General features: G+C 38.8%; 20 protein-coding genes. 13 read left to right on the top strand and 7 right to left on the bottom strand.

Annotated elements, in window-relative coordinates; all coding sequences use genetic code 11:
• Nucleotides 1-55: 55 nt before the first annotated feature.
• Together HDEF_RS10195 and rnm are read right to left on the bottom strand one after the other, a co-directional pair.
• On the bottom strand, nucleotides 56-676 hold the full coding sequence (locus tag HDEF_RS10195; RefSeq protein WP_015874535.1) for an L-threonylcarbamoyladenylate synthase: 621 nt from the start codon (nucleotides 674-676) through the stop codon (nucleotides 56-58).
• A gap of 7 nt (nucleotides 677-683) precedes the next feature.
• Complete coding sequence (gene rnm / locus HDEF_RS10190; RefSeq protein WP_015874534.1) at nucleotides 684-1,565, bottom strand: RNase RNM; 882 nt, start codon at nucleotides 1,563-1,565, stop codon at nucleotides 684-686.
• 302 nt (nucleotides 1,566-1,867) lie between these two features.
• Between rnm and HDEF_RS10185 the strand changes: the two genes are divergently transcribed.
• The 4 genes from HDEF_RS10185 (at nucleotide 1,868) to HDEF_RS10165 (ending at nucleotide 9,314) form a co-directional block, all read left to right on the top strand.
• Nucleotides 1,868-2,182, top strand: coding sequence for a BON domain-containing protein (locus tag HDEF_RS10185; protein ID WP_015874533.1), 315 nt, complete (start codon nucleotides 1,868-1,870; stop codon nucleotides 2,180-2,182).
• 781 nt (nucleotides 2,183-2,963) lie between these two features.
• Nucleotides 2,964-5,813 (top strand): C80 family cysteine peptidase, encoded by a 2,850-nt coding sequence (locus HDEF_RS12795; RefSeq protein ID WP_015874532.1) that lies wholly within the window; start codon nucleotides 2,964-2,966, stop codon nucleotides 5,811-5,813.
• Nucleotides 5,810-8,053: an FG-GAP repeat domain-containing protein gene (locus tag HDEF_RS10170; protein WP_044612407.1), complete on the top strand. Its 2,244-nt coding sequence runs from the start codon at nucleotides 5,810-5,812 to the stop codon at nucleotides 8,051-8,053. The genes HDEF_RS12795 and HDEF_RS10170 overlap by 4 nt, the downstream gene beginning before the upstream one ends.
• 28 nt (nucleotides 8,054-8,081) lie before the next feature.
• Nucleotides 8,082-9,314 carry a calcium-binding protein gene (locus HDEF_RS10165; RefSeq protein WP_015874530.1) on the top strand — a complete coding sequence of 411 codons (1,233 nt, stop codon included), beginning with the start codon at nucleotides 8,082-8,084 and terminating at the stop codon, nucleotides 9,312-9,314.
• A gap of 191 nt (nucleotides 9,315-9,505) precedes the next feature.
• On the opposite strand, the gene hofQ is transcribed toward HDEF_RS10165, so the two are convergent.
• The 5 genes from hofQ to pilM are packed head-to-tail and all read right to left on the bottom strand — an operon-like array spanning nucleotide 9,506 to nucleotide 13,195.
• A complete protein-coding gene (hofQ, locus tag HDEF_RS10160) occupies nucleotides 9,506-10,765 on the bottom strand; it encodes a DNA uptake porin HofQ (protein ID WP_015874528.1) in 1,260 nt (419 codons plus the stop codon).
• Between the two features lie 46 nt (nucleotides 10,766-10,811).
• Nucleotides 10,812-11,219 carry a hypothetical protein gene (locus HDEF_RS10155; RefSeq protein ID WP_015874527.1) on the bottom strand — a complete coding sequence of 136 codons (408 nt, stop codon included), beginning with the start codon at nucleotides 11,217-11,219 and terminating at the stop codon, nucleotides 10,812-10,814.
• A complete protein-coding gene (locus tag HDEF_RS10150; protein WP_015874526.1) occupies nucleotides 11,212-11,811 on the bottom strand; it encodes a hypothetical protein in 600 nt (199 codons plus the stop codon). Before HDEF_RS10150 ends, HDEF_RS10155 begins: the two co-directional genes overlap by 8 nt.
• Nucleotides 11,812-11,822: 11 nt before the next feature.
• A complete protein-coding gene (locus HDEF_RS10145; protein ID WP_015874525.1) occupies nucleotides 11,823-12,359 on the bottom strand; it encodes a PilN domain-containing protein in 537 nt (178 codons plus the stop codon).
• Nucleotides 12,359-13,195 (bottom strand): type IV pilus biogenesis protein PilM, encoded by an 837-nt coding sequence (pilM, locus tag HDEF_RS10140; protein ID WP_015874524.1) that lies wholly within the window; start codon nucleotides 13,193-13,195, stop codon nucleotides 12,359-12,361. Before pilM ends, HDEF_RS10145 begins: the two co-directional genes overlap by 1 nt.
• 390 nt (nucleotides 13,196-13,585) lie before the next feature.
• Between pilM and pstS the strand changes: the two genes are divergently transcribed.
• The 9 genes from pstS (at nucleotide 13,586) to HDEF_RS10095 (ending at nucleotide 21,259) form a co-directional block, all read left to right on the top strand.
• Entirely contained in the window at nucleotides 13,586-14,605 is a 1,020-nt protein-coding gene (pstS, locus tag HDEF_RS10135) for a phosphate ABC transporter substrate-binding protein PstS (protein ID WP_015874520.1), read from the top strand.
• Between the two features lie 240 nt (nucleotides 14,606-14,845).
• Nucleotides 14,846-15,802: a phosphate ABC transporter permease PstC gene (gene pstC, locus HDEF_RS10130; protein WP_015874519.1), complete on the top strand. Its 957-nt coding sequence runs from the start codon at nucleotides 14,846-14,848 to the stop codon at nucleotides 15,800-15,802.
• A complete protein-coding gene (gene pstA / locus HDEF_RS10125; protein WP_015874518.1) occupies nucleotides 15,803-16,705 on the top strand; it encodes a phosphate ABC transporter permease PstA in 903 nt (300 codons plus the stop codon).
• Nucleotides 16,706-16,860: 155 nt separating this feature from the next.
• Entirely contained in the window at nucleotides 16,861-17,625 is a 765-nt protein-coding gene (pstB, locus tag HDEF_RS10120) for a phosphate ABC transporter ATP-binding protein PstB (RefSeq protein WP_015874517.1), read from the top strand.
• Nucleotides 17,626-17,638: 13 nt separating this feature from the next.
• Entirely contained in the window at nucleotides 17,639-18,352 is a 714-nt protein-coding gene (gene phoU, locus HDEF_RS10115) for a phosphate signaling complex protein PhoU (RefSeq protein WP_015874516.1), read from the top strand.
• A gap of 142 nt (nucleotides 18,353-18,494) precedes the next feature.
• Nucleotides 18,495-19,145: a type III secretion system export apparatus subunit SctR gene (sctR, locus tag HDEF_RS10110; RefSeq protein ID WP_015874515.1), complete on the top strand. Its 651-nt coding sequence runs from the start codon at nucleotides 18,495-18,497 to the stop codon at nucleotides 19,143-19,145.
• Nucleotides 19,142-19,411, top strand: a complete 270-nt coding sequence (locus tag HDEF_RS10105; RefSeq protein WP_015874514.1) for an EscS/YscS/HrcS family type III secretion system export apparatus protein — start codon at nucleotides 19,142-19,144, stop codon at nucleotides 19,409-19,411. Before sctR ends, HDEF_RS10105 begins: the two co-directional genes overlap by 4 nt.
• Before the next feature lies 1 nt (nucleotide 19,412).
• A complete protein-coding gene (gene sctT / locus HDEF_RS10100) occupies nucleotides 19,413-20,198 on the top strand; it encodes a type III secretion system export apparatus subunit SctT (RefSeq protein WP_015874513.1) in 786 nt (261 codons plus the stop codon).
• Nucleotides 20,199-20,200: 2 nt separating this feature from the next.
• Entirely contained in the window at nucleotides 20,201-21,259 is a 1,059-nt protein-coding gene (locus HDEF_RS10095; RefSeq protein WP_015874512.1) for an EscU/YscU/HrcU family type III secretion system export apparatus switch protein, read from the top strand.
• Nucleotides 21,260-21,308: the final 49 nt, after the last annotated feature.

The following is a 21,308-nucleotide window of genomic DNA, read 5'->3' as shown; positions in this document are numbered from 1 at the left end:
GTCGCCTTCACAGGCGTCGTGATAAAAAAAGAAGATAGACTTAAATTGGTATAGATTATAAAAAAGGGCTTGTATCCCCTCCTCCTGATCGAACTAATACCGGATTGCCATCTGTAAGATCGATGATCGTAGTCGGTTGCTCAGCGATACAACCTCCATCAATAATGAGATCGACTTTTTTTCCTAACTTTTGTTTGATCTGTTCTGGATCAAATTGTGCAAAATCATCGCCAGGTAAAATAAGCGTCGTTGACATCAACGGTTCGTTTAATGCATCTAGCAATGCTAAGGCAATATCATTAGAAGGCACTCTTAAACCAATGGTTTTCCGTTTTTCATTCATTAAACGACGGGGGACTTCTTTCGTTGCTTTTAATATAAAGGTATAGCGCCCAGGCGTGTTGTTTTTAATTAATCTAAAAGCACTGTTATCAAGGTAAGCATAAAGCGCAATCTCAGATAAATCACGGCAAACCAGGGTAAAGTGATGATCGCTTGTTCTTTCCCGAATTTGACAAATACGCTCCTGCGCGGATTTCTTTTCTAAGAGACAGCCTAAAGCGTAGCCAGAATCCGTGGGATAAACCATCACACTTCCTTTTTTGAGAAGATCAATACTTTGATTGATTAAGCGTATTTGAGGATTTTTAGGATGAAGGTGAAAAAATTGACTCATGATCTACCTATATCATCTTTGAAGGTTGACTTACTGTGATATTCCAGTGATCCCATATCGGCTCAGATCCTGCAGGCAACCATAAATGACGGCCTAATTCTATCCAGGAGCAGGGGTGATGGAAATCTGATCCCTGAGAGGCTAATAAATGATATTCGTTGGCATATTGCGCTAATAATGTACGTTCATGCGTTGCCTGCTGACATTGTGCGACTTCCATGGCATCCCCGCCTTGATCCGCAAAATATGCCAGAAGCACTTTTAATAATCGATTTGAAAAACCATAACGCGCAGGATGCGCTAAAACAGCATATCCTTCTGCTTTTTTAATGATTTCTATCGCTTCTTTTATGCTGCCCCATTCAGGCAAGACATAGCCTGGTTTGCCTTCTACCAAATATTTTTTAAAAATTTGCTTGATATTAGAGCCTTTACCTAAATTCAGTAAATAGCGAGCAAAATGGGCTCGAGTCACCAGCCCTTTGCCTGCTAAATCCTGAACTCCTTTCCAAACATTGGGGATCTTTATTTCTTCGAGCGCTGCACTGATCTTTTGAGCTCTTTCATAACGCCGTTCTGATTGCTTGTCTAAAAATGCTTTTATAACAGGATGATTTATATCAATACCCAGCCCCACAATATGTATTTCATATTTTCTCCATAAAGTAGAAATTTCCACACCATCAATTAATTGAATTGGGAGTTGCTGTTCCTGGATGGTTTTTTTTGCTGCCATTAAACCTGAAGTCGTATCATGATCCGTGATAGCCAGAATATGAACCCCCATTGTAACGGCTCGATGCACTAATTGCATGGGTGTTAATAAACCATCAGATGCACTGGTATGGCTATGAAGATCATAAATGATACTTGTCTTTTTTTCTATCATGATGAAAACCAAACGAATTTTAAAAAAGAATAATTATATTCTCTAAAATGAATGAAATTTTTTAAAATAGATCTTTATTTTTAAAAATAAAAAATAATGCATATAGAGAAATCATTTTATTATTGTTCTTGATTCAAAATCATATTAAAAAATGAGTATTTTTATTTAAAATCATATAATAAATGATTAATAATAATTTGAATAATCCTATTTTTTAATTAATACTTAATATTCCTTTTAGTTATAGATAGAAAAAATAATTTTTTAGTTGATGAAAAAAATAAAATATTGGAGCGTTTTTTATGAAACTGATTAAAACTTTAACTTTGTTATTGAGTGTTATTTTATTAACTTTTGCAGTTTCTTCTTGTGTGCCTACTAAAAAATCAGAAGGAACGGGGGGATATTTGGACGACACTGTGATTACCACCAAAGTCAAAGCGGCTTTGTTAGCAGAAAAAAATTTGCAATCAACGGAAATTAATGTCGAAACTTTTAAAGGTAAAGTGCAATTAAGTGGTTTTGTTAGCAGTCCTCAAGCAATTCAACAGGCAATAAAGGTGACTCGTGGTGTTTCAGGCGTCAAGTCAGTTTCCAATAAAATGCAAGTGAAATAAAGATAGAAAGTGTAATGATGTGATGGCTGCCTGGTCAGCCCAGCTTCGTCTGCAAACAATGAGAAATAGGGCGGTGTCTTGTAGCCCATCACGTTTACGCCATTGATATGCTTATTCAACCGAAGGTGCTGGTTTTATCGTTTAAAAACGATCATTGATCCTATCTCTAAGAAATGGCAGGATTTTTGGTAATGTGGCGTCAAAAAATTCTCCAATCGCATCATGGAAATATTAGGATGATAATGGGTGTATTCAAAATGATAAAGCGGCAGATAATATGGATTGTTAATTAAATGGTCTTTAAAGTCATGTATAGCTATGTTAGGATAAAAAACTTATGGAATAGTTAAAATTTTACTGAAAGGGAAAGCAAAATATGTTACATAAACGTCACATCCCCACACGGTTTCAATATATTAACCCACTCAATACTTTTAATTACCGAAAGGCGTATAAGCCCACCAACCTTAATTGATTATCCCTTAATATATCAGCGGTTTATAAAGCTGTCCGGAATTTCAAAACATCATCGGCATACAATATTCACACCATCGTCACAGATCGGGGCTTCTCGCCAGTTTGCTCATTACAAGGAATTAAGCTATGGAAAATGGGAAAAAAAATTTTTTATCTAACAAATTCACATCATTAAATGACATAAATAACGACTCGGGTCGAAATCTGGCTGTCAATTCTGCTGATCCCGCTCTTTATCCTCCTATGCAGGAAGCTCCTCTTAACCTCTCTATGCATCGGGTGCCTACAACGCAGACAAGACCTAATGATACCAATCATAGCCCTCAGTCAGAACCCGATTGTTAACCCCGTCAATCTCACTCCTGAATTCTCTATTTCATCAATCCTTCCAACACAAAGAATAACCAAAGAAAGCACGAGAAAAAGAAAGTTAGAAAAAACAGATCTATCAGATATGAATCAAAAAATACCGAAAGTCACAGAAAAAGGACAAATGCCATCATTTTTTATTGATATAACAGAACCAAAATCATATGGTTTAGAAAAATCTGAATATGGAAATAACACTGTATATCATCAATCAAGAAGTACGAATAATCCAAATTATCCTATCACAGCCTTAAATTACAACAATAATATGCTTTCGAGCTACATGCAAAAAACAATCAATGATTCCAGCAAAACGCTTGAAGAAAGAAAAAAAGAAATATACAAAAAAGTAATAGGGGAAAACCTATATGGTAATATCAAGCTTAATTTACAAGGCCTGTCCTCTTTTAAAATGCCAGGTAGCACTGTAAAAAAACTATTTTATGTGAATGGTAAATTGATTGCAGATATCATTAATCGTAAAAATGATAGTGGTCACGTTATCAAGCGCGTAATAGAACCTATGTCTGGATCAGCGATCTATTCTAATTGGATAAGATTATTAGGATTTAAAGGAAAAATCATAATAAATGATACTAATCCTTTTGTGATCTTAACTCAAAAAGCGATTATTAATTATCCCGATGAGGTATTGAAAAATATTGAAGTTATTAAAAACGATATATTAAATATAGCCCAAAAACATGGATTAAACTTTAATAGCGAATTATTTATTGAATCAAATTCTTCAAACATAAACCAAACTATAAAAAAAATTTTTCGTGAGAATATAATATATTACTTTGAAGAAAGTTTAATTATGTTAACTTCTTCCGTAAGCGATAATGGCAGACTGATTTTGGATATACCTCAGGATCCAATTCTAGCCAAACATTTCAATGCCTATGCAGCGGCATTATATTATATTGCACAAAACTCATTTCATTTTAAAGATGATTCCAGCATTGATGTAAAGCTTAATACACCAGATACATATGTGTTTAATCTTCCGATTTCAATTTTTGTTGAACAAAAAAATAAAACACGCATATTTCCATCGATAATTAATCATCAAAAAATAAAGTTTATTAATCACATTCATAAAAATACAAAAAAAGACACAGAATTTTTTAATGAAGATGGCTGGGCGTTATTAAAAAGAAAGAATATCGGTGCTGGTGATTTAATCATATTAAGCGATTATCTCAATAACAAATATACAAATGAAAATGAATTTTATCAAAAAATTAAAGATGATGTAATACCGGCTATTAAAAGAGGTGCTCAAGTACTCGTAATCAATAAATTTCAAAAAGAAATAGAGACTTTTTTAAAACGCCAAGGGTTTCAGGTTGAGAAAAATGAAAATAAAGGTAATCCTACCTTATTAGCATTAAGTGCCAATATTGATACAACTCAAACTCAAACTCAAACTCAAACTCAAACTCAAACTCAAACTCAAACCCAAACCCAAACCCAAACCCAAACCCAAACCCAAACCCAAACCCAAACCCAAACCCAAACCCAAACCCAAACCCAAACCCAAACCCAAACCCATAAATTGCAATCTACCTACATCGATTTTTTATCCGATTTATACATTACCCAGCCTGGATTATCCGAGCCAAACAGAATGATTAAAAATACTGAGACCCGTTTTGCAGGACAAATCATTGTGGAGCTTGAAGAGGACAGGGTGGTGAGCGAAGCGGCGAAAAGACTGGCAGGCAAACATGCCGAAAAAAGCCTCATCATCCAGTTGAAGAAGGACGGGGAATATGAGGTGGTGAAAGGTAACCCGTATCTGCTTCGTGGCGATTTACGCTGGCAAGTGGTGGGGCATAGTCGTGAGGGAGCAAATGAGGGGTATCCCGGCACCTTTGGAGGTGCCAGCGCCGAACAACTGTCGAATCAACTCATCGCGTTGCATGCACAACTCAAAAAGCAGTTTCGTATCAATCCCCGACCCAAATACATCAGCCTGGTGGGGTGTTCATTGGCGGCAGCCGGCGTGGAAGACAAGAGCTATGCCCGGCATTTTGGGAAAGCCCTCAAGCATCAGGCAGGATGGCAGATAGATATTGGCGCTCGTCGGCTCCCTGTGACGGTGAATGCCGAGGGTAGAAAACTCTCGGTGGTCAATGAAGCGGCCAGTGAGGAGATGCCGGATAAAGTGGTGCTCAGCTGGACGCCAGAAGGCGAATTAGTCGTACAGAAAACCCGTTTTTCTGACAGGGCCTCTGGGGTGTTGGCCCCGGAGACGCTGTCGAGTTGGGAGCCGCCCCTGGACTCTCTGGTGGAACCGAGGTCTGCCGTGGCGTCATTACAAACGGGATTAGGGGATGTGCCCCCGGCGTTGGACCGGTCATCGGACGCAGGGGAGATTTCCCTGAGCAGAAAGGCATTACATCAGATGGGGGCCATGGTCGAGGGCCAGCCCTTCTCTCCCGAGCATTTTACAAAAGAAAATGGGGTGCAAAAACTGCGGTTTGATGCGCAACGTCTGGCGTTTTATTTGCATCATGCGGATGGCGGTGAGCTGAGCACCCAACAGGCCGTGCGTTTTTTGAAACAACAGCTGGACGTCAAAAGCCCGCCCTCTCTGCTAGAGGGGGACGATAAGGCGTCGACCATGGTGGCTTTAGAGCAACTCAACCGGATTAATGAACATGTCCAACGAGGGGCGCCGGCGCCGATGACATCGAGCCTCGACATCCCGCCGGCGCTTTGGGGGTCGTTGAAAAGCGTGCTGGCTCCCGCCGGGGGGGGCGTCTCAATCGATTGAGCGCTCGAGCCGGTTTTGGGATGCAAGGGTACGGTTACCTGAGGGGGTTGCGGGATTTAAAAGACTATCGGGATCTCTTGAACAAGGGGGGGCTAACAGAAACACAAAAAGAAGAATTGATTTTTCAACATCATTTGGCCATCGCCTCTTTCAGCTCGAATATCGGGATTGATGCGACCCAATCTGGGTTAGGTCAATACGGCAGACGTTTAGTGCAAAATGGGATTTCATCGGGCGTTGGAATGAACGTGGCGCGTTTTGGGGGGCCCGTATTAGGGGCATTATCCAGTGGGTTTGATATGGTTCAGGCCTATCGCGCTTTCAGTGAGCTGCCCAGCACGGCCGAGCCAAAAGCGCGTCAGGATTTGATTGTGAACGGTGCGCTTTCCGTTGCGGGAGCGACGTTAAATATAGGGATGGCGATTGCTTTTGCGGTGGGTGGCCAGGCGTCGCTGTTAGCGGGCCCGGCTGGGCTCATCATGGGAGGGGGATTGGTCTTGGGGGGAATGATTTATTCGGCGGTGCGTCAAGTAGAGGAATTGAAAAAATGGGTTCAGTTGAGCGTTTTAGAAGAACTCGATAGTGGCTGGCGTCTTTTTAGCGGTGAATATTTAGCCCCCGAGCTCGCCAATCAGGCCAGTCGCCATCAAATGTTGGCCCATGCCCAGGCAGAGCCTCAGAAAGCACAGACAGCTCAATTCCAAACGTTATTACTGAGCCATGGCCAGATAGAGAAGGTGTATGGCAGCCTGGGCCAGATATTACTGACCCCTCAACGCTATAAAAAAATTGTCGCGCATCATGCTGACATGGAGGAAGACCGCGTGCACCCCGATGAGATAACCCAGGGGAAACGGGCCCTGTCAGACAAACTCAACCGGTTAAAGTCGAATTTGCTCATTTCTGGAGAAATGACGGTCGAAGACAGTGACTATGAATACTATTCTCCTACGCTGACATCGAGAGACGACAGGAGTGATGCCGATATCATGATGACCCTGTCGGCGGGGCATCGTCAATCGCTGGGTCGATTCGTGGACGAAAACACACAATCGTTGACGGCGTCTCTAGAGATGAAAGGCAGACATCGCGCACCGAGCGCGCTGGGGGATTTTAACGGCGATGGCCGTCCTGATATCGGTTATTTCAGCCCAGAGGGGCTGTTTTTCTTGTTTGCAGATGAAAACGGTGCCTATGGTCCCGTCAAAAAAATGGACACGAAAAACACTTTTTACCATGGGCTTTATGCAAACCATGTGCGTCATCTGGTGGGGGACATCAACGGGGATGGTCTGGACGACATCATGTTTTTCTTGAATAGCAGGGATGCTGTCCAGATTTTGCTGGGGCAACCCACGGAAGACTTTGTTTTCAAGGAAATCAAAGGCGTCAAATTACCCGCGCTGTCACAGGCCGCGCCGGTATTGACGGACGTCAATGGAGACGGGCATCCTGATTGGGTGTCGTTTGTGAAAAACAGCCTGTATGTTCATTATGGTGATGCCGGCAAGATGCTGGGTATGCCCGAGGAGGTATCTCATCCCGATGCCCCTCTTCATTCTGCTCAATATCTCCATCATCTTGCGGGGGATATCAATGGGGACGGCCTGGGAGATATTCTTTCTGTGACCAGGGACGGTCAATTAGAGACGCGATTGGGGAGCCGGACGCCTGGACAGCCCTTGAGACGTTTAGCGAATCAAACGCAGGCGGCGGTGCAGGGATTTGGAGGCGTTTTTAATCCGTCGCAATTACAGCTGCATGATATGAATGGGGATGGTCGTTCAGATTTGGTGGTCATTCAGGATGATGGGAGTTATACGATGTCTTATGGGCAGGCAGAGGGAACCCTGGGGGAGGCGAGCGACGACAAAAGCCGTGAAGAGCAAGGGGCAAAGGTCGCGTATCGGCCTAATCTGCTGGCGAAGCAGAACGAACAGAAAATAGTGGGTATCCGCCAGGGCCGTGTTCATGTCGAGTTAATCTCCTTAAACGAGCAAGGGGAGGTGCATGCGCATCCTTTTGAGAGCCGTCGTGAGAGGGACCTGATTGCCTACTACAAATTGGGTGATGGTGAGGATGAAATGACAGGCCAGCCATCGAGGCGGAACTATTTCGACGTCGGGGGGGGGGACCAAAAAGTTCACGGGAGGGTCTTGCGCCGATACTTTTTTACTGCAAGGGCAGCAGGCACCGAGTCAACCCGGCCATTTCAACGGTGCGGGCCCTATCCGTGCTGAGGAGGGCGCGAAAGATGACCAGGACACCGTGATAGCGGCGGTCAAGCCGGCTAACGGCAGAGGCTATCAGATTGACCTGCACAAAGGAGAGGTCAAATATGTCGGCGAGGATACCAAGATAGCGACATTAGAGAATATCGAACATGCGATAGGTCACCGTGAGACGAATGATATTCTGATTGGTGACGACAGGAATAACCATCTGGAAGGCGCCGGTGGGTCAGATACCCTGTCAGGTCACGGTGGGAATGACATTTTAAGCCTGAGCTCAGGGACCGCGACAGGAGGTGAGGGCATCGACAGCTATCGCATTTTACAAAACAACCGCGCCGCAGACACGCTGACCGAAATAGAGGTCAAAGAGACCGTGGGTCAACATGACACCAGCAACATCATATTAGATTATAACGCGGCCAATGTGATGAGCCTGTCTCTCAAGGACACAGAGTCGGGGGGCGACATGGTGTTGACCCTGAGAAATGATAACCAGAGTCTCACTGAGGTGAGATTCAAAAACATGTACGGCCCAGCACAAGGAAAGACGCGAGCCCTGCAGCATCATTATTTTTTGTACACCCGGGATGGCATGTTCATCACCGGGTTTCCTGAAACGCTCATGCAACAGGCGGATGGCCGATGGCCTGTGCCTCCCCTGATTTTAGATAACTTTCACCAAAAAGAGCTTTTGATGGGCACCGGCATGGCCCATCATTATGTGGTAGAGAATGCGGTTTTAAAACGGGACATCGTCATTCATCGTCATGTCATGCCTCATCATAAGGACGACCCTCTGATACAGGATAGAGTAGAAGTCCCCTGGTTGTTGCAAGAGACGGTATTCACCACAGACAAAGACGACGTGGTGCTGAGCCCTGTCGGCGATACCCACGCTAGTGTCCGTATCAAACATTTCATCAAAGAGGCGCCTGACCGTCCTCTCTCGTTAGTCGACCTCAATGGGGATGTCGCCGCTGTAGAGGTGAACGAAGAAGGTCTGGTCTCTATTGGCAGACCTGAGGGAACGGACCAAAATGACACGGTGAGGGTACGTCATGACAGCGCGCTGAAAAATAAGCGCCTGGATTTAGGGGCGGGCTCTCCTGTGCCAGTGAGCAAGGTCTCGGAGTCTGACTTGACAGCAGGAAGATTGCCTGAATCCATGGCGGGTTTTGCGTCATCACAAAGTGACTCACTGGCGTCTCAGGCAGAGCCTCTACACCGACACTGGAATCCACTGCAGGACAAGTCGCTCACACTGTAGTACACGCTTGATTGACTATGGCACTGTTAACAAACTCACTTAAAGACGCAAAAGTCACTCATAGCGAACAAAAAAATAAAACGGCTCACGGCTTTCTCGAATCAAATAAGCAAAAATAATGAGTTTTATTTTTACAAACAGACTTTGTTAACAGTGCTATATCTAATAAACTGAAATATATGAGAATCACTCTAATGAATCAGTTTGGGTGTAATAAAAATGACCAGTTCACGCCGTCGTTGTTGATTAACATCTTGTCTAAATAAAGCCCCCAAAAAAGGAATGTTTCCAAACCCCGGTACCTTATCGATTCGATGATTGTTTTTTTTCTGAAAAATGCCTCCAAGAACAATCGTTTCACCATGCTTTACTATAATTTGTGTGGTGATTTCCTGTTTATCGATCGCAAGAGTTTCTGCATTCCCACGTTTAATCGCCATACCTGGCATATTCTGACTGATTTTTAGTTTTAATCTAATTTTATCATTGCCTAATATGGTAGGAGTGACTTCCATCCCTAATACCGCTTCTTTAAATTCAATGCTGACATTCTCTTTTTTACCATTGATTTGATAAGGAATGTCGGTGCCCTGCTTGATACTGGCTGTTTGCTGGTGAGAAGTTATCAAGCGGGGACTCGCGATAATATCTACTTGATTTTCTTGTTCTAATGCACTGAGCTCAAGATCTAAAAGACGGCTATTAATGCTTGCAACCTGAAAATTTGCAGCAATTGCAGTGTTTTTTAGCGGTAAATTAATATTAAAATTTTTAATTCCAAGAGGGTTGCCCTTTTCCAAGGCATTCATGCCCCATCTAATACCTAATTCATATAAATTTTCACTGCTCATTGTCACAATATGAGCTGATAATTCTATTTGCCGTAAAGGAGAATCTATTTCTTTTAACCATTTTGTTAATCCTGCCAAAGATTGTGCTGTATCATGAATAAAAAGGTTATTGGTTCTTTTATCTGCTATCACATTCCCTTCTTGAGAAAGCAAAAAACCTCTGTTGGCACTTAAATTTTTTGCTACTTCCTCCGAGTCTGCATGTTGGAATGTAAAAATTAAATAATTCATTTTTTTTGATTGGGATTTTTTTTCGTTTTTTATCTGTAATTTTTCTATTTGTTTATTAATGATTTCCTGTTCTGTAAAAACCATAAGAATATTATCTTTACGCTCAATTCGTAATTGACTCATCCGTAAAATCACATCTAATGCATGTGACCAAGGAACCTCTATTAATCTTAGGCTTAGATTTCCCTGTACCCCTTTTGCAATGACCAAATTCAATTTTTGATAATCTGCTAAAGCTTGTAAAATAACAACCACAGGCGTGTCTTTAAATTCCATATTGACAAAAATATCTTTTTGTTCTTTAGAAAAACTCAAGCTGCTTAATAAAAATAAATAGGCTACGATAAAAATTTTTATTATTTTAATCATTAAATTTTAAACCTTTTTGATGATTTTCAATAATCTATGATATTCCTTAATCAAGGAAAAGTGCTATTTCTGATAAATTTTTTTCACAATGTTTGTGGATGTCTTTTTTTTCAGGATGATAAACGGAAATATAATTCATATTCATTCGATTTAGAGTAATTTTATTTATTTCCCAATTTGTTAAGATAAATTCTTTTGTTTTTAATTGATGCCATTCCCCATTTTGATTAATCACCCAAGCTTTATAATTATTTTCTTTACCTAATACACCTTTTAGTTTCCATTTTTTTATTTTATCCAAACCTTGATTGCAAGGTATTAATAAAAAAGGTTTAAACGGATCTCTTCTTGGTTCTTTATATTTAATATTTTCATTAGCAAAGCTATATTGAGTAAATACATGAACAATAAATAAAAAAATAAATTTATATTTTTTGTGGTTATTATTATTCATTCTTAATTCTCGTATTTATAGGTAAAATTTGTGTGATCTGAATAGTCATTTCAAGATTTTCTTTTTCATCAATGAGATCATGAAAATTTTTTGATTTATTAAATATATCTATTTTTTTAATTAAAATCGGAGGATTGTTTTTTAGTAATTCCACTAAAAAGTTGATGATTCCATAATAATCAGTATTAATGCAAGCTATCCAATTTTTATGTATAAAATTTTCTTTAATTTCTATTTTTTGTTTTTCCCAGTTGATAAGTTGGATGTTTAAATGATTAAATTTTTGATAAAAATCATTTTTTAAGCTGTTTTTTTTGTGTTCCATTTTCAATGAAAAAATGTTTTCTAATTTTAATATTTGTATTTCTTTTTCTAAAGAAAATAACTCAGGTAATAAAGATAATTTATTTTCAATTTTTTCGATCATTTTTTTTTGATTTAAAATTTCGTCTTTTTTTAGCTTCAATAGATTAAATATTATATGTAAATCAAATATATATACAATATAAATCAATATACCTAAAAAAAACCATTGATATAAAAAAATCTGCCATATTGGTCTATTAAAATAATTTTGAAATTTTTTATTCATGATTGATCGCTTTATAATGATAAAAACTCATTTATTGCTATAGTAAAATAAAATACCCCTTTTTTTTTCTGACTTACTTTCTGTAATTCAATATTATGGATCAATATTTTTTGACTTAATCCTTCTATAAAAAGTGCAATACTATTGTAATCATGACTGATTCCATCCAAAATCAATGTTTGATCTTTTTGTTTTATCTCTAATAACCAACAACGCTCTGGAATAAAATTTGATAATTGATTTAATAATGTTAAATAACTTTTTGTTTTTTGATATATATTTTCATAAATTTGTATGCTTGATTGTATGTCTTTCAAATCAATTAATCTTTGTTTAGTTTTATTATATGTATTTTGTAATTTTTCATGTTTTTTTAATAAAAAATGTAAAGTTATTTCTCTTTTTTGATATTCATTTTGCAAAAAAAAACGAATAAATAGAGTGACCGTTATGATGATGAGTATTTGTAGTAAAAAAAAACCGCTCCAAAAATAGCCACTTTTTTTTAGTTTATTCTCCCTCCAAGGTAAAAAATTAACCTGAAACATTAAAAATCCTTTGGACGTACAGCCAAACCACCTGCTAATGCAAAAGACATAGGTAACGCAGGTAATGGAGGTTGAAACTGTTTAAATGCTAAAAAAGGAGACCATGGAATGGTATTTTTAGGTGGATCTACCTCTAGCAGACCCGTGTAATAAATTTGAGACATCGGACGATATCCGTCTGAATAAACACAGCGGAGCTCTTCGATTATATTTTCTTGCGTTCCAGAAATTAAACCGTAGCGAAAAGGCGTGTTCAACGGTGATGTCCATAGCCATTCATTTTCCAACTGATGTAACAAAATATGTTCCTGTGATAATTTTGCTTCTGCAGCCATATAGCGTAAAGCACAAGGTGAAATGTCAATCACATTCGGTTTGAGTCCCGCATTTTCAAGACAATTTTTCCAGGCATTGATTTCTTGTTGATGAGCCGCTGTCATTAATAATGACGTGCGATTTTTTATTGGAGCTCGATAATCCAATGATAAGGTTTGATCATTAATTGCAAACTGCTTTTTGGCATTAAATTGAATAAATTCTCTGCAGGCTGGCTCTCTTAATCTTTTATCTGGCTTAGGAATACTTTTTTGTAAAATTCTTTGTGCAGGTAAATTAATACGTAATGAAATATTTTTTGGAAGGAGTTGAGCCAATAAACGAAAAACCTCAGTTAATTTTTCAGGCTTTTGTAAATTTCCGTTTTGTAGAACACCTTTATCAAGAGGATGATACCACCAATAGCGCACCTGCCAGCCATAACGGCGTTTTAAAACAGCAAGCGCGCGGACTCCGCTCATTTGAATATCTAAACCTACCTGCCATAGTGAAAAAAACATTTTTAGAGATCTCCATATCTTTTAAAAAATGAAAAAAAAATTTATCGGGGTTTTCTGTTAGGCCTTTATACTACGATGAATTTATTTATAAAATGTGATTGGGGGACTTAGTGCAGAAGCTTCTAAGAGGATCTGAAAATATTTTTTGTGATTTCTTTTCTTTACATAAAAATGCGAGTTTTATCGAAATTTTCTTCTGAAAGGGCCTCTGAAAAAAATGGGGTGTGGGTGTTTTTTTGAATTTTAGTTATGATTTGAATCATCAGGCTACGATTTTACAAAAAATCTATTATTTTTTTATTGCTTGCACATCTTTCTGTTTATGAAGACAATTTGTTGAAGCAAGTTTTTTAACTTTCATTTCAGATTCCAAAATATAAAAGGCCCATTATGAAATTACGGCATATCACTTTTCTTTGTGTTTTCAGTAGTATTTTTTTAATCACGGCCTCAGCATTTTCTAGCACGAACTTGACGGGGGCTGGCGCGACATTTCCTACTTCTTTGTATTCAAAGTGGGCAGATTCCTATCAAAAAAAGATGGGCGCTAAAATTAACTATCAGGGTATCGGCTCATCCGCAGGTATCAAACAAATTATTGCCAATACAGTTGATTTCGCGGCTTCGGATATTCCTTTAACGGAACAACAATTACTGAAAAATAATTTATTTCAATTTCCCACTGTGATTGGCGGGATCGTCCTGGCCATCAATATTCCTGGTATTAAATCAGCTCAGCTTATATTAGATGGTAAAGTGCTCGGAGATATTTATTTAGGTAAAATTAAAAAGTGGAATGATCCTGAAATTATAGCGTTAAATCCTGAGATTAAGATGATATTGCCTGATCAGGATATTGCCGTTGTGCGTCGTGCAGATGGCTCAGGCACGACTTTTGTTTTTACGCATTATCTTTCTAAAAAAAATCCTGAATGGAAAGCAAAAATAGGCGAGGGCTCTAATATTAATTGGCCAATTGGCTTAGGAGGGAAAGGTAACGATGGGGTCGCCGCTTTTGTTCAACGTGTACCTGGTTCGATTGGTTATGTGGAATACTCTTACGCGAAGCAAAATAATTTAGCCTACACTAGATTATTGTCTGCAAATAATCGGTCTGTTACACCAAATTTAACCAGCTTTGAATCGGCGGCAAAGGATGTTGACTGGACACACTCTTTTGCTCAGGATTTAACAGATCAAAAAGGAGATAATTCATGGCCAATCACAGCAGCAACGTTCATTCTGATAAAGAAAACCCCTAAAAAGACCAATGATAGACGTATCGATGTTCTCAAATTTTTTGATTGGGCTTATAGATATGGCGCTAAAGAGGCGCATGATCTTGATTATGCGACCTTGCCCGACTCTGTCATTAATCAGATACGTAAGGCATGGGAAACTCAGCTGTAAGAATAAAAATGGTCAAGCTTTTTTTAAAGCTTAATTAATTCTCAAACAAATATAAAAAATAAGCGAAAAAAGGCAGTATTTTTTGTCTGTGATCTGTCTTGTATAAAAATGTTTTTAATAGAGAAAAAACAAGTATTTTGAACTCATTTTTAACAACTGCAGTCGGACATAAAAAATTTCATGTCTATTTTACACTTGATCTTTGTAAAAATAATGGTTTGCTTGCGATGGAAATTATACATGGTTAAGTCCAGTCTTTCGGTGAAATTACCCAATAAATACGGGGATATTGTTTTTAGTACTTTGGTAAAACTGGCCGCTTTTTTCACTCTTTTTTTGTTATCCGGGATCATCCTATCGTTGCTTTTGACTTCTTGGCCTAGCATAGAAAAATTCGGATTTTCTTTTTTTTGGACCAAAGAATGGAATCCTCCTGCTGATCATTTTGGTGCTTTAGTTCCCATTTACGGAACGATAGTGACATCGCTCATCGCTATTGTGATTGCCGTCCCGGTCAGCTTTGGCATCGCGTTGTTTTTGACAGAGTTAGCGCCCAATTGGTTAAAAAGGCCATTAGGATTGGCAATTGAACTTTTGGCGGCTATTCCTAGTATTGTGTATGGAATGTGGGGCTTGTTCGTTTTTTCACCGATATTCGCTCAATATTTCCAAGAGCCTGTCGCTGATGTTGTTTCAGGAATTCCTATTATTGGAATGTTGTTTTCAGGCCCTGCCTTTGGCATTGGTATTTTAGCTGCAGGGGTAATTTTAGCTATTATGATCATTCCCTATATTGCTTCTGTGATGAGGGATGTTTTTGATCAAACACCTATTATGATGAAAGAATCTGCCTATGGTATTGGATGCACAACCTGGGAAGTCATCTGGCATGTTGTGTTGCCATTTACAAAAAACGGAGTGATTGGTGGGATCATGTTAGGCCTTGGGCGAGCACTCGGCGAAACAATGGCAGTCACCTTTATTATCGGGAATACCTATCAATTAAACAGTTTTTCATTATTCATGCCGGGCAATAGTATTACCTCCTCCATAGCAAATGAATTTGCTGAAGCTGAATCGGGTTTACATACTGCCGCGTTGATGGAATTAAGCCTGATTTTGTTTTTCATTACATTTATCGTGCTCACCCTATCTAAATGGATGATTTCACGCATATCTAAAAAAGAAGGGCATTAGATGAAGGAAGCTCATCAGAATATAAAAATAAAGCATCCGCTGACTTTGATGGCAACTCGAACTAGAAAGCAAGCTTGGCGCCGTAATAAAAATAAAATGGCTTTGTTACTTTCAATGATTACGATGATTTTTGGATTGTTTTGGTTAATATGGATCCTTTTTTCTACTGTAGTCAAAGGTATGGATGGCATGTCTTTCGCTTTATTTACTGAGATGACCCCACCTCCGAATACAGAGGGAGGGGGTTTAGCTAATGCGATTATGGGCAGTATTTTGTTAATTTTAGGAGCCACTTTGGTAGGCACCCCATTGGGGGTCATGTCAGGCATTTATTTGGCAGAATATGGTCGTAAATCTCGTTTGGCAGAGATGATTCGTTTTATCAATGATATTTTATTGTCAGCTCCTTCAATTGTGATCGGCCTTTTTGTTTATACTTTTGTCGTGACTCGAATGGAGCATTTTTCTGGATGGGCGGGGTTGATTGCGTTGGGATTACTACAGATCCCAATTGTGATACGTACCACTGAAAATATGCTCACTTTGGTACCCGATAGTTTGAGAGAAGCGGCTTATGCAGTGGGCGCTCCTCAATGGCGTATGATTTTTTCTATCACGTTGAAGGCGTCTATTCCCGGTATTTTGACCGGTATTCTTTTGGCAATTGCTCGTATTTCCGGAGAAACCGCACCCCTACTGTTTACTTCGTTGTCTAATCAATTTTGGAGCACAGATTTAAGTCAACCAATTGCTAATTTGCCGGTTACCATATTTAAATTTGCGATGAGCCCTTTTTCTCAATGGCAACAGTTAGCTTGGGCGGGCGTGTTATTGATTACGTTTTGTGTGTTATTTTTAAATATATTAGCGCGCATCATTTTCTCTAAAAAGAAGAAAGCTTAAAAACTATGATATTAGGCTTTTATCTTGAATTATGAGTGGATATTAAATATGACGACTTTATTTTTAAGAAAGAAACAAATTTTTACGGAACTCTTATGCTTACTATACAAATGCACTACAAAAAAATGTCATCAAAGAGATGAGTCTTAATTATTATGCTTACTGACATCAGCAAAATTCAGGTGCGTTCTCTTAATTTTTATTACGGAAAGTTTCAGGCGCTAAAAAATATTTCTTTAGATATTACTCGAAATCAAGTCACGGCCTTTATAGGGCCCTCAGGCTGTGGCAAATCAACTCTATTACGCACCTTTAATAAAATGTATCAATTGTATCCAGAGCAAAGAACAGAAGGCAGTATATCGTTGGATGGTCAAAATATTCTGACCGATAAACAGGATATTGCCTTGTTGCGAGCAAAAGTCGGGATGGTTTTTCAAAAACCAACGCCTTTTCCCATGTCTATTTACGATAATATTGCATTTGGAGTCCGGCTCTTTGAGAATCTTTCACGCGTTGAAATGAATGAGCGAGTTGAATGGGCGCTGACTAAAGCCGCACTCTGGAATGAAATTAAAGATAAACTACAACAAAGTGGCTATAGTTTATCCGGGGGACAACAGCAAAGATTGTGTATTGCACGGGGGATTGCCATCCGACCCGAAGTCTTATTGCTCGATGAGCCCTGTTCTGCTCTTGATCCGATTTCTACCGGTAAAATAGAAGAACTGATCAGTGAATTAAAATCAGACTACACCGTAGTCATCGTGACTCATAACATGCAACAGGCAGCTCGCTGTTCTGATTACACCGCATTTATGTATTTAGGTGAATTAATTGAATTCAGTGATACAGATATTTTGTTTACTACGCCGAAAAAAAAACAAACAGAGGATTATATTACAGGAAGGTATGGCTAACTTAGGGCACTTTATGAACGATCTTAATTTAGACAAACATATTTCAGGACAGTTTAATGCTGATCTTGAGGGAATTCATACTCAGGTACAGTCCATGGGACAATTAGTCAAAAAACAATTGACTGATGCTATTAGAGCGATGCACGACCAAGATATGCAATTAGCAAAAAAAGTGATCAAAGCAGATAAAAAAGTGAATGAAATGGAAATGAAAATCGATGAAGACTGCGTCCTTATTATCGCAAGACGTCAACCTATTGCAAAGGATTTACGTTTAGTGATAGCGATTATAAAAATTATTTCAGAATTAGAACGTATTGGAGATGTCGCTGAGAGAATTTGCTCTACGGCGTTTAAAACATTATCTGATCAACAAAAATCAGTTGTTTTAGCCAGTCTTGAATCTTTAGGTAAACACACTATCCAGATGCTCGGCGACGTTCTCGATGCTTTTACAACCATGAATCTTAATATGGCCATCAAAATTTATCAGGAAGATGAAAAGGTAGATCAAGAATATGAAGGAATAGTGCGCCAATTAATGACCTATATGATGGAAGATACCCGCACTATCCCCAGTGTGATCACTGCGCTTTCTTGCGCTCGTTCCATCGAACGGATAGGAGATCGCTGCCAAAATATTTGTGAGTTTATTGTTTATTATGTTGAAGGACAGGATATTCGTCATAAGGGTGGGAATGAATTAAAAAAGCTGTTATCCAGGTAACATCATCATTCATAAATAATATAGCTTGAATGATCGATATCCAGTTATCACCCTATGCTATTTGTTGATCGTCTCCAATAATATACAGTCATTTTTAATAGATTTTTGAAATGATCTTGCAAAAGGTCTATTGGGATAGGTCATGGAATTAGTCAATAGCTCCTATGAATTAATTACTTTACTCTTTTTATTATCTATTTTTCCATTACTGGTCGTGATGGGGACTTGCTTTTTAAAGTTGTCGGTCGTTTTTTCTTTATTACGTAATGCATTAGGTGTGCAACAAACACCTCCGAATATTGCTATCTACGGTTTGGCTTTGGTATTGACGATTTTCATCATGGCTCCGGTCGGTTTGGAGGTGAATGAAAGCTTAAAAGGAGAAAAATTATCACAGGATTTTGGCACTTTTGTCGAGCAAATTAACAGCAAAGCGCTCGATCCTTATCGTCAATTTCTTCTTCATAACACCTCATCGGAGCAAATCAATTTTTTTTCCGATATGATTAAAAATAATTGGCCAAAAAAGTACCGTGATAAAGTTGCTTCAGATTCATTGCTGATATTAATGCCCGCTTTTACCGTAAGCCAGCTTATTGAGGCCTTTAAAATAGGTCTATTACTTTATCTTCCTTTTGTGGCCATCGATTTGATCGTGTCCAATATTCTATTGGCGATGGGCATGATGATGATGTCACCTATGACCATTTCATTACCTTTCAAAATACTTATTTTCCTTCTGGTGGGAGGTTGGGACATGATATTGGGGCAATTGGCAGGATCTTACCGATGAGTAATGCCATTATTATTCAATTAACCACTCAGGTACTTTGGATTGTTTTAATTCTTTCGATGCCTGTTGTGGTAGTGGCCTCATTAGTGGGTTTGATGGTCAGTTTATTTCAAGCGTTGACACAGATTCAGGATCAAACATTACAATTTTTAATTAAATTATTGGCAGTTTGCCTGTGTTTGCTGATGAGCTATCACTGGATGGGAAGTACCATGCTGAATTATACCCATCAAGTTTTCTTACAAATTGGGAATATGCACCAATAAAATGGCTGAATATATTCCTTGGCTGACCGCCCTCGGACTTGCGATGGCTCGCCCCTTAGGGGTTTTGTTGATTTTTCCTGTATTCACGACTCACAGTTTAGGTAGTTCTCTGTTGCGTAATGGGTTATTGGTGGCGATCGCTTTGCCTATCACTCCCATCACCATTTCTTCTTCTTTAATACATTCTCACATATTAATTCATTGGTGCTTCGCTATCATGATGGAGCTGGTCATCGGTGTCACCATAGGTTTCTTTGCTGCGTTGCCATTTTGGGCGATTGAAATGGCCGCTTCTTTAATAGACACCATGCGTGGCGCGACTATGGCCAGTGCTATTAACCCTACTATGGGAATGCAATCCTCTGTTTTCGGCATTTTATTTAGCCAGGTTTTGTCTGTACTATTTTTAATTGCAGGGGGATTTAATTCATTATTGAGGGTAATTTATGGTTCTTATGACCTATTATACCCAGGAGAAAAAATTCTATTTTTTGGAGAAAAATTATTTAGCTTTATAAAAATGCAGTGGGGATTAATGTTCGAACTTTGTTTTAACTTCGCTTTACCTGCATTGTTAGTGATGCTAATAACAGACCTTTCGTTAGGGCTTATTAACCGTTCCGCACAACAACTTAATGTTTTTTTTCTTGCCATGCCTATCAAGAGCATTATGGCCCTTTTTTTATTGCTGATCAGTTTGCCTTTTGCATTTCACCATTATTTGAATGAAATTAAACATATTGAAAAAAATATGACCTATCTGGTTAAAATTTTAAAGAGCGGCTGATCATGCCTGAAAAAAACGAAAAACCTACAGAGAAACGCATAAAAGAATCCCGGGAAAAGGGAGAGGTCATTAAAAGTGTCGAAATTACTTCAGGCACACAATTGGCCATTATTCTCATTTATTTTTCATTAGTCGGGCCTAATCTAGTGAATTTGATGGGTCTTTTAATTACCAGTAGTATAAAAAAATTAGATAAACCTATAGGCATTGCGGTACTCGATCTGACCTCTGAAATAGCCAGTGTGTTTTTACAGATTATGGGAGTATTAGGAGGGGGATTAGCATTAGCGACCATACTGGTCGTTATGTCACAGGTTGGCCCTCTACTCGCAATCAAAGCAATCGGTTTTAAAGGCCAACATATCAATCCTATCAGTAATTTTAAAAATTTGGTCTCCCTCCGCAGCTTGTTTGAAATTTGTAAATCATTATTTAAAGTGATTTTAGTCTCTTTAATTTTTGCTTATCTACTTCGCGAATATGCACCTACCTTTGGATATTTATCGTATTGTGGCACTCATTGTGCTTTTCCGATATTTGGTACTTTAATGCAATGGTTGCTGGGATCTTTGCTCGCGTGTTACGTGATATTTGGTATCTTGGACTACAGCTTTCAGCATTATAACACCATGAAAAAAATGAAAATGTCCCGTGAAGAAATCAAACGTGAATACAAAGATACCGATGGTGATCCTGAAATAAAATCTAAACGTCGAGAATTACAACAGGAAATTCAAAGCGGAAGCCTCTCTAATAAAGTCAAAGGCTCAACCGCAGTGATTAAAAATCCCACTCATTTTGCGGTGTGTTTATTTTATCATCCAGAAGAAGCGCCACTACCTATCGTGCTTGAAAAAGGAAAGGGAACAAGGGCTCAGACCATTATTAAATTAGCCGAAAAATTTGATGTGCCAGTGGTTGAAAATGTGAGACTCGCGCAAATGCTACATAATGAAGTGAATTGTGATGAAATTATCCCCGAGCATCTTTTTGAACCTGTGGCGGCGATATTACGTTTTGTCTTAAATTTAGAATATCAAGCCGATGATGAATCAACATAATGATAAGACTTTAGTCAGCGTAGAAGGCCTAGTCTGAGCATATTTTCGT

The organism is Candidatus Hamiltonella defensa 5AT (Acyrthosiphon pisum), from assembly GCF_000021705.1.
Taxonomy (GTDB): Bacteria; Pseudomonadota; Gammaproteobacteria; order Enterobacterales; family Enterobacteriaceae; genus Hamiltonella; species Hamiltonella defendens.
The sequence above is the reverse complement of the archived record's forward strand: the minus strand, read 5'-3'. Positions and strand labels throughout refer to the sequence as shown.

What these genes read in the sequence shown, in the direction of transcription:
- HDEF_RS10195 (WP_015874535.1), bottom strand. Translation starts at nt 676, where the DNA reads ATGAGTCAATTTTTTCACCTTCATCCTAAAAATCCTCAAATACGCTTA.
- rnm (WP_015874534.1), bottom strand. Translation starts at nt 1,565, where the DNA reads ATGATAGAAAAAAAGACAAGTATCATTTATGATCTTCATAGCCATACC.
- HDEF_RS10185 (WP_015874533.1), top strand. Translation starts at nt 1,868, where the DNA reads ATGAAACTGATTAAAACTTTAACTTTGTTATTGAGTGTTATTTTATTA.
- HDEF_RS12795 (WP_015874532.1), top strand. Translation starts at nt 2,964, where the DNA reads ATGATACCAATCATAGCCCTCAGTCAGAACCCGATTGTTAACCCCGTC.
- hofQ (WP_015874528.1), bottom strand. Translation starts at nt 10,765, where the DNA reads ATGATTAAAATAATAAAAATTTTTATCGTAGCCTATTTATTTTTATTA.
- HDEF_RS10155 (WP_015874527.1), bottom strand. Translation starts at nt 11,219, where the DNA reads ATGAATAATAATAACCACAAAAAATATAAATTTATTTTTTTATTTATT.
- HDEF_RS10150 (WP_015874526.1), bottom strand. Translation starts at nt 11,811, where the DNA reads ATGAATAAAAAATTTCAAAATTATTTTAATAGACCAATATGGCAGATT.
- HDEF_RS10145 (WP_015874525.1), bottom strand. Translation starts at nt 12,359, where the DNA reads ATGTTTCAGGTTAATTTTTTACCTTGGAGGGAGAATAAACTAAAAAAA.
- pilM (WP_015874524.1), bottom strand. Translation starts at nt 13,195, where the DNA reads ATGTTTTTTTCACTATGGCAGGTAGGTTTAGATATTCAAATGAGCGGA.
- pstS (WP_015874520.1), top strand. Translation starts at nt 13,586, where the DNA reads ATGAAATTACGGCATATCACTTTTCTTTGTGTTTTCAGTAGTATTTTT.
- pstC (WP_015874519.1), top strand. Translation starts at nt 14,846, where the DNA reads ATGGTTAAGTCCAGTCTTTCGGTGAAATTACCCAATAAATACGGGGAT.
- pstA (WP_015874518.1), top strand. Translation starts at nt 15,803, where the DNA reads ATGAAGGAAGCTCATCAGAATATAAAAATAAAGCATCCGCTGACTTTG.
- pstB (WP_015874517.1), top strand. Translation starts at nt 16,861, where the DNA reads ATGCTTACTGACATCAGCAAAATTCAGGTGCGTTCTCTTAATTTTTAT.
- phoU (WP_015874516.1), top strand. Translation starts at nt 17,639, where the DNA reads ATGAACGATCTTAATTTAGACAAACATATTTCAGGACAGTTTAATGCT.
- sctR (WP_015874515.1), top strand. Translation starts at nt 18,495, where the DNA reads ATGGAATTAGTCAATAGCTCCTATGAATTAATTACTTTACTCTTTTTA.
- HDEF_RS10105 (WP_015874514.1), top strand. Translation starts at nt 19,142, where the DNA reads ATGAGTAATGCCATTATTATTCAATTAACCACTCAGGTACTTTGGATT.
- sctT (WP_015874513.1), top strand. Translation starts at nt 19,413, where the DNA reads ATGGCTGAATATATTCCTTGGCTGACCGCCCTCGGACTTGCGATGGCT.
- HDEF_RS10095 (WP_015874512.1), top strand. Translation starts at nt 20,201, where the DNA reads ATGCCTGAAAAAAACGAAAAACCTACAGAGAAACGCATAAAAGAATCC.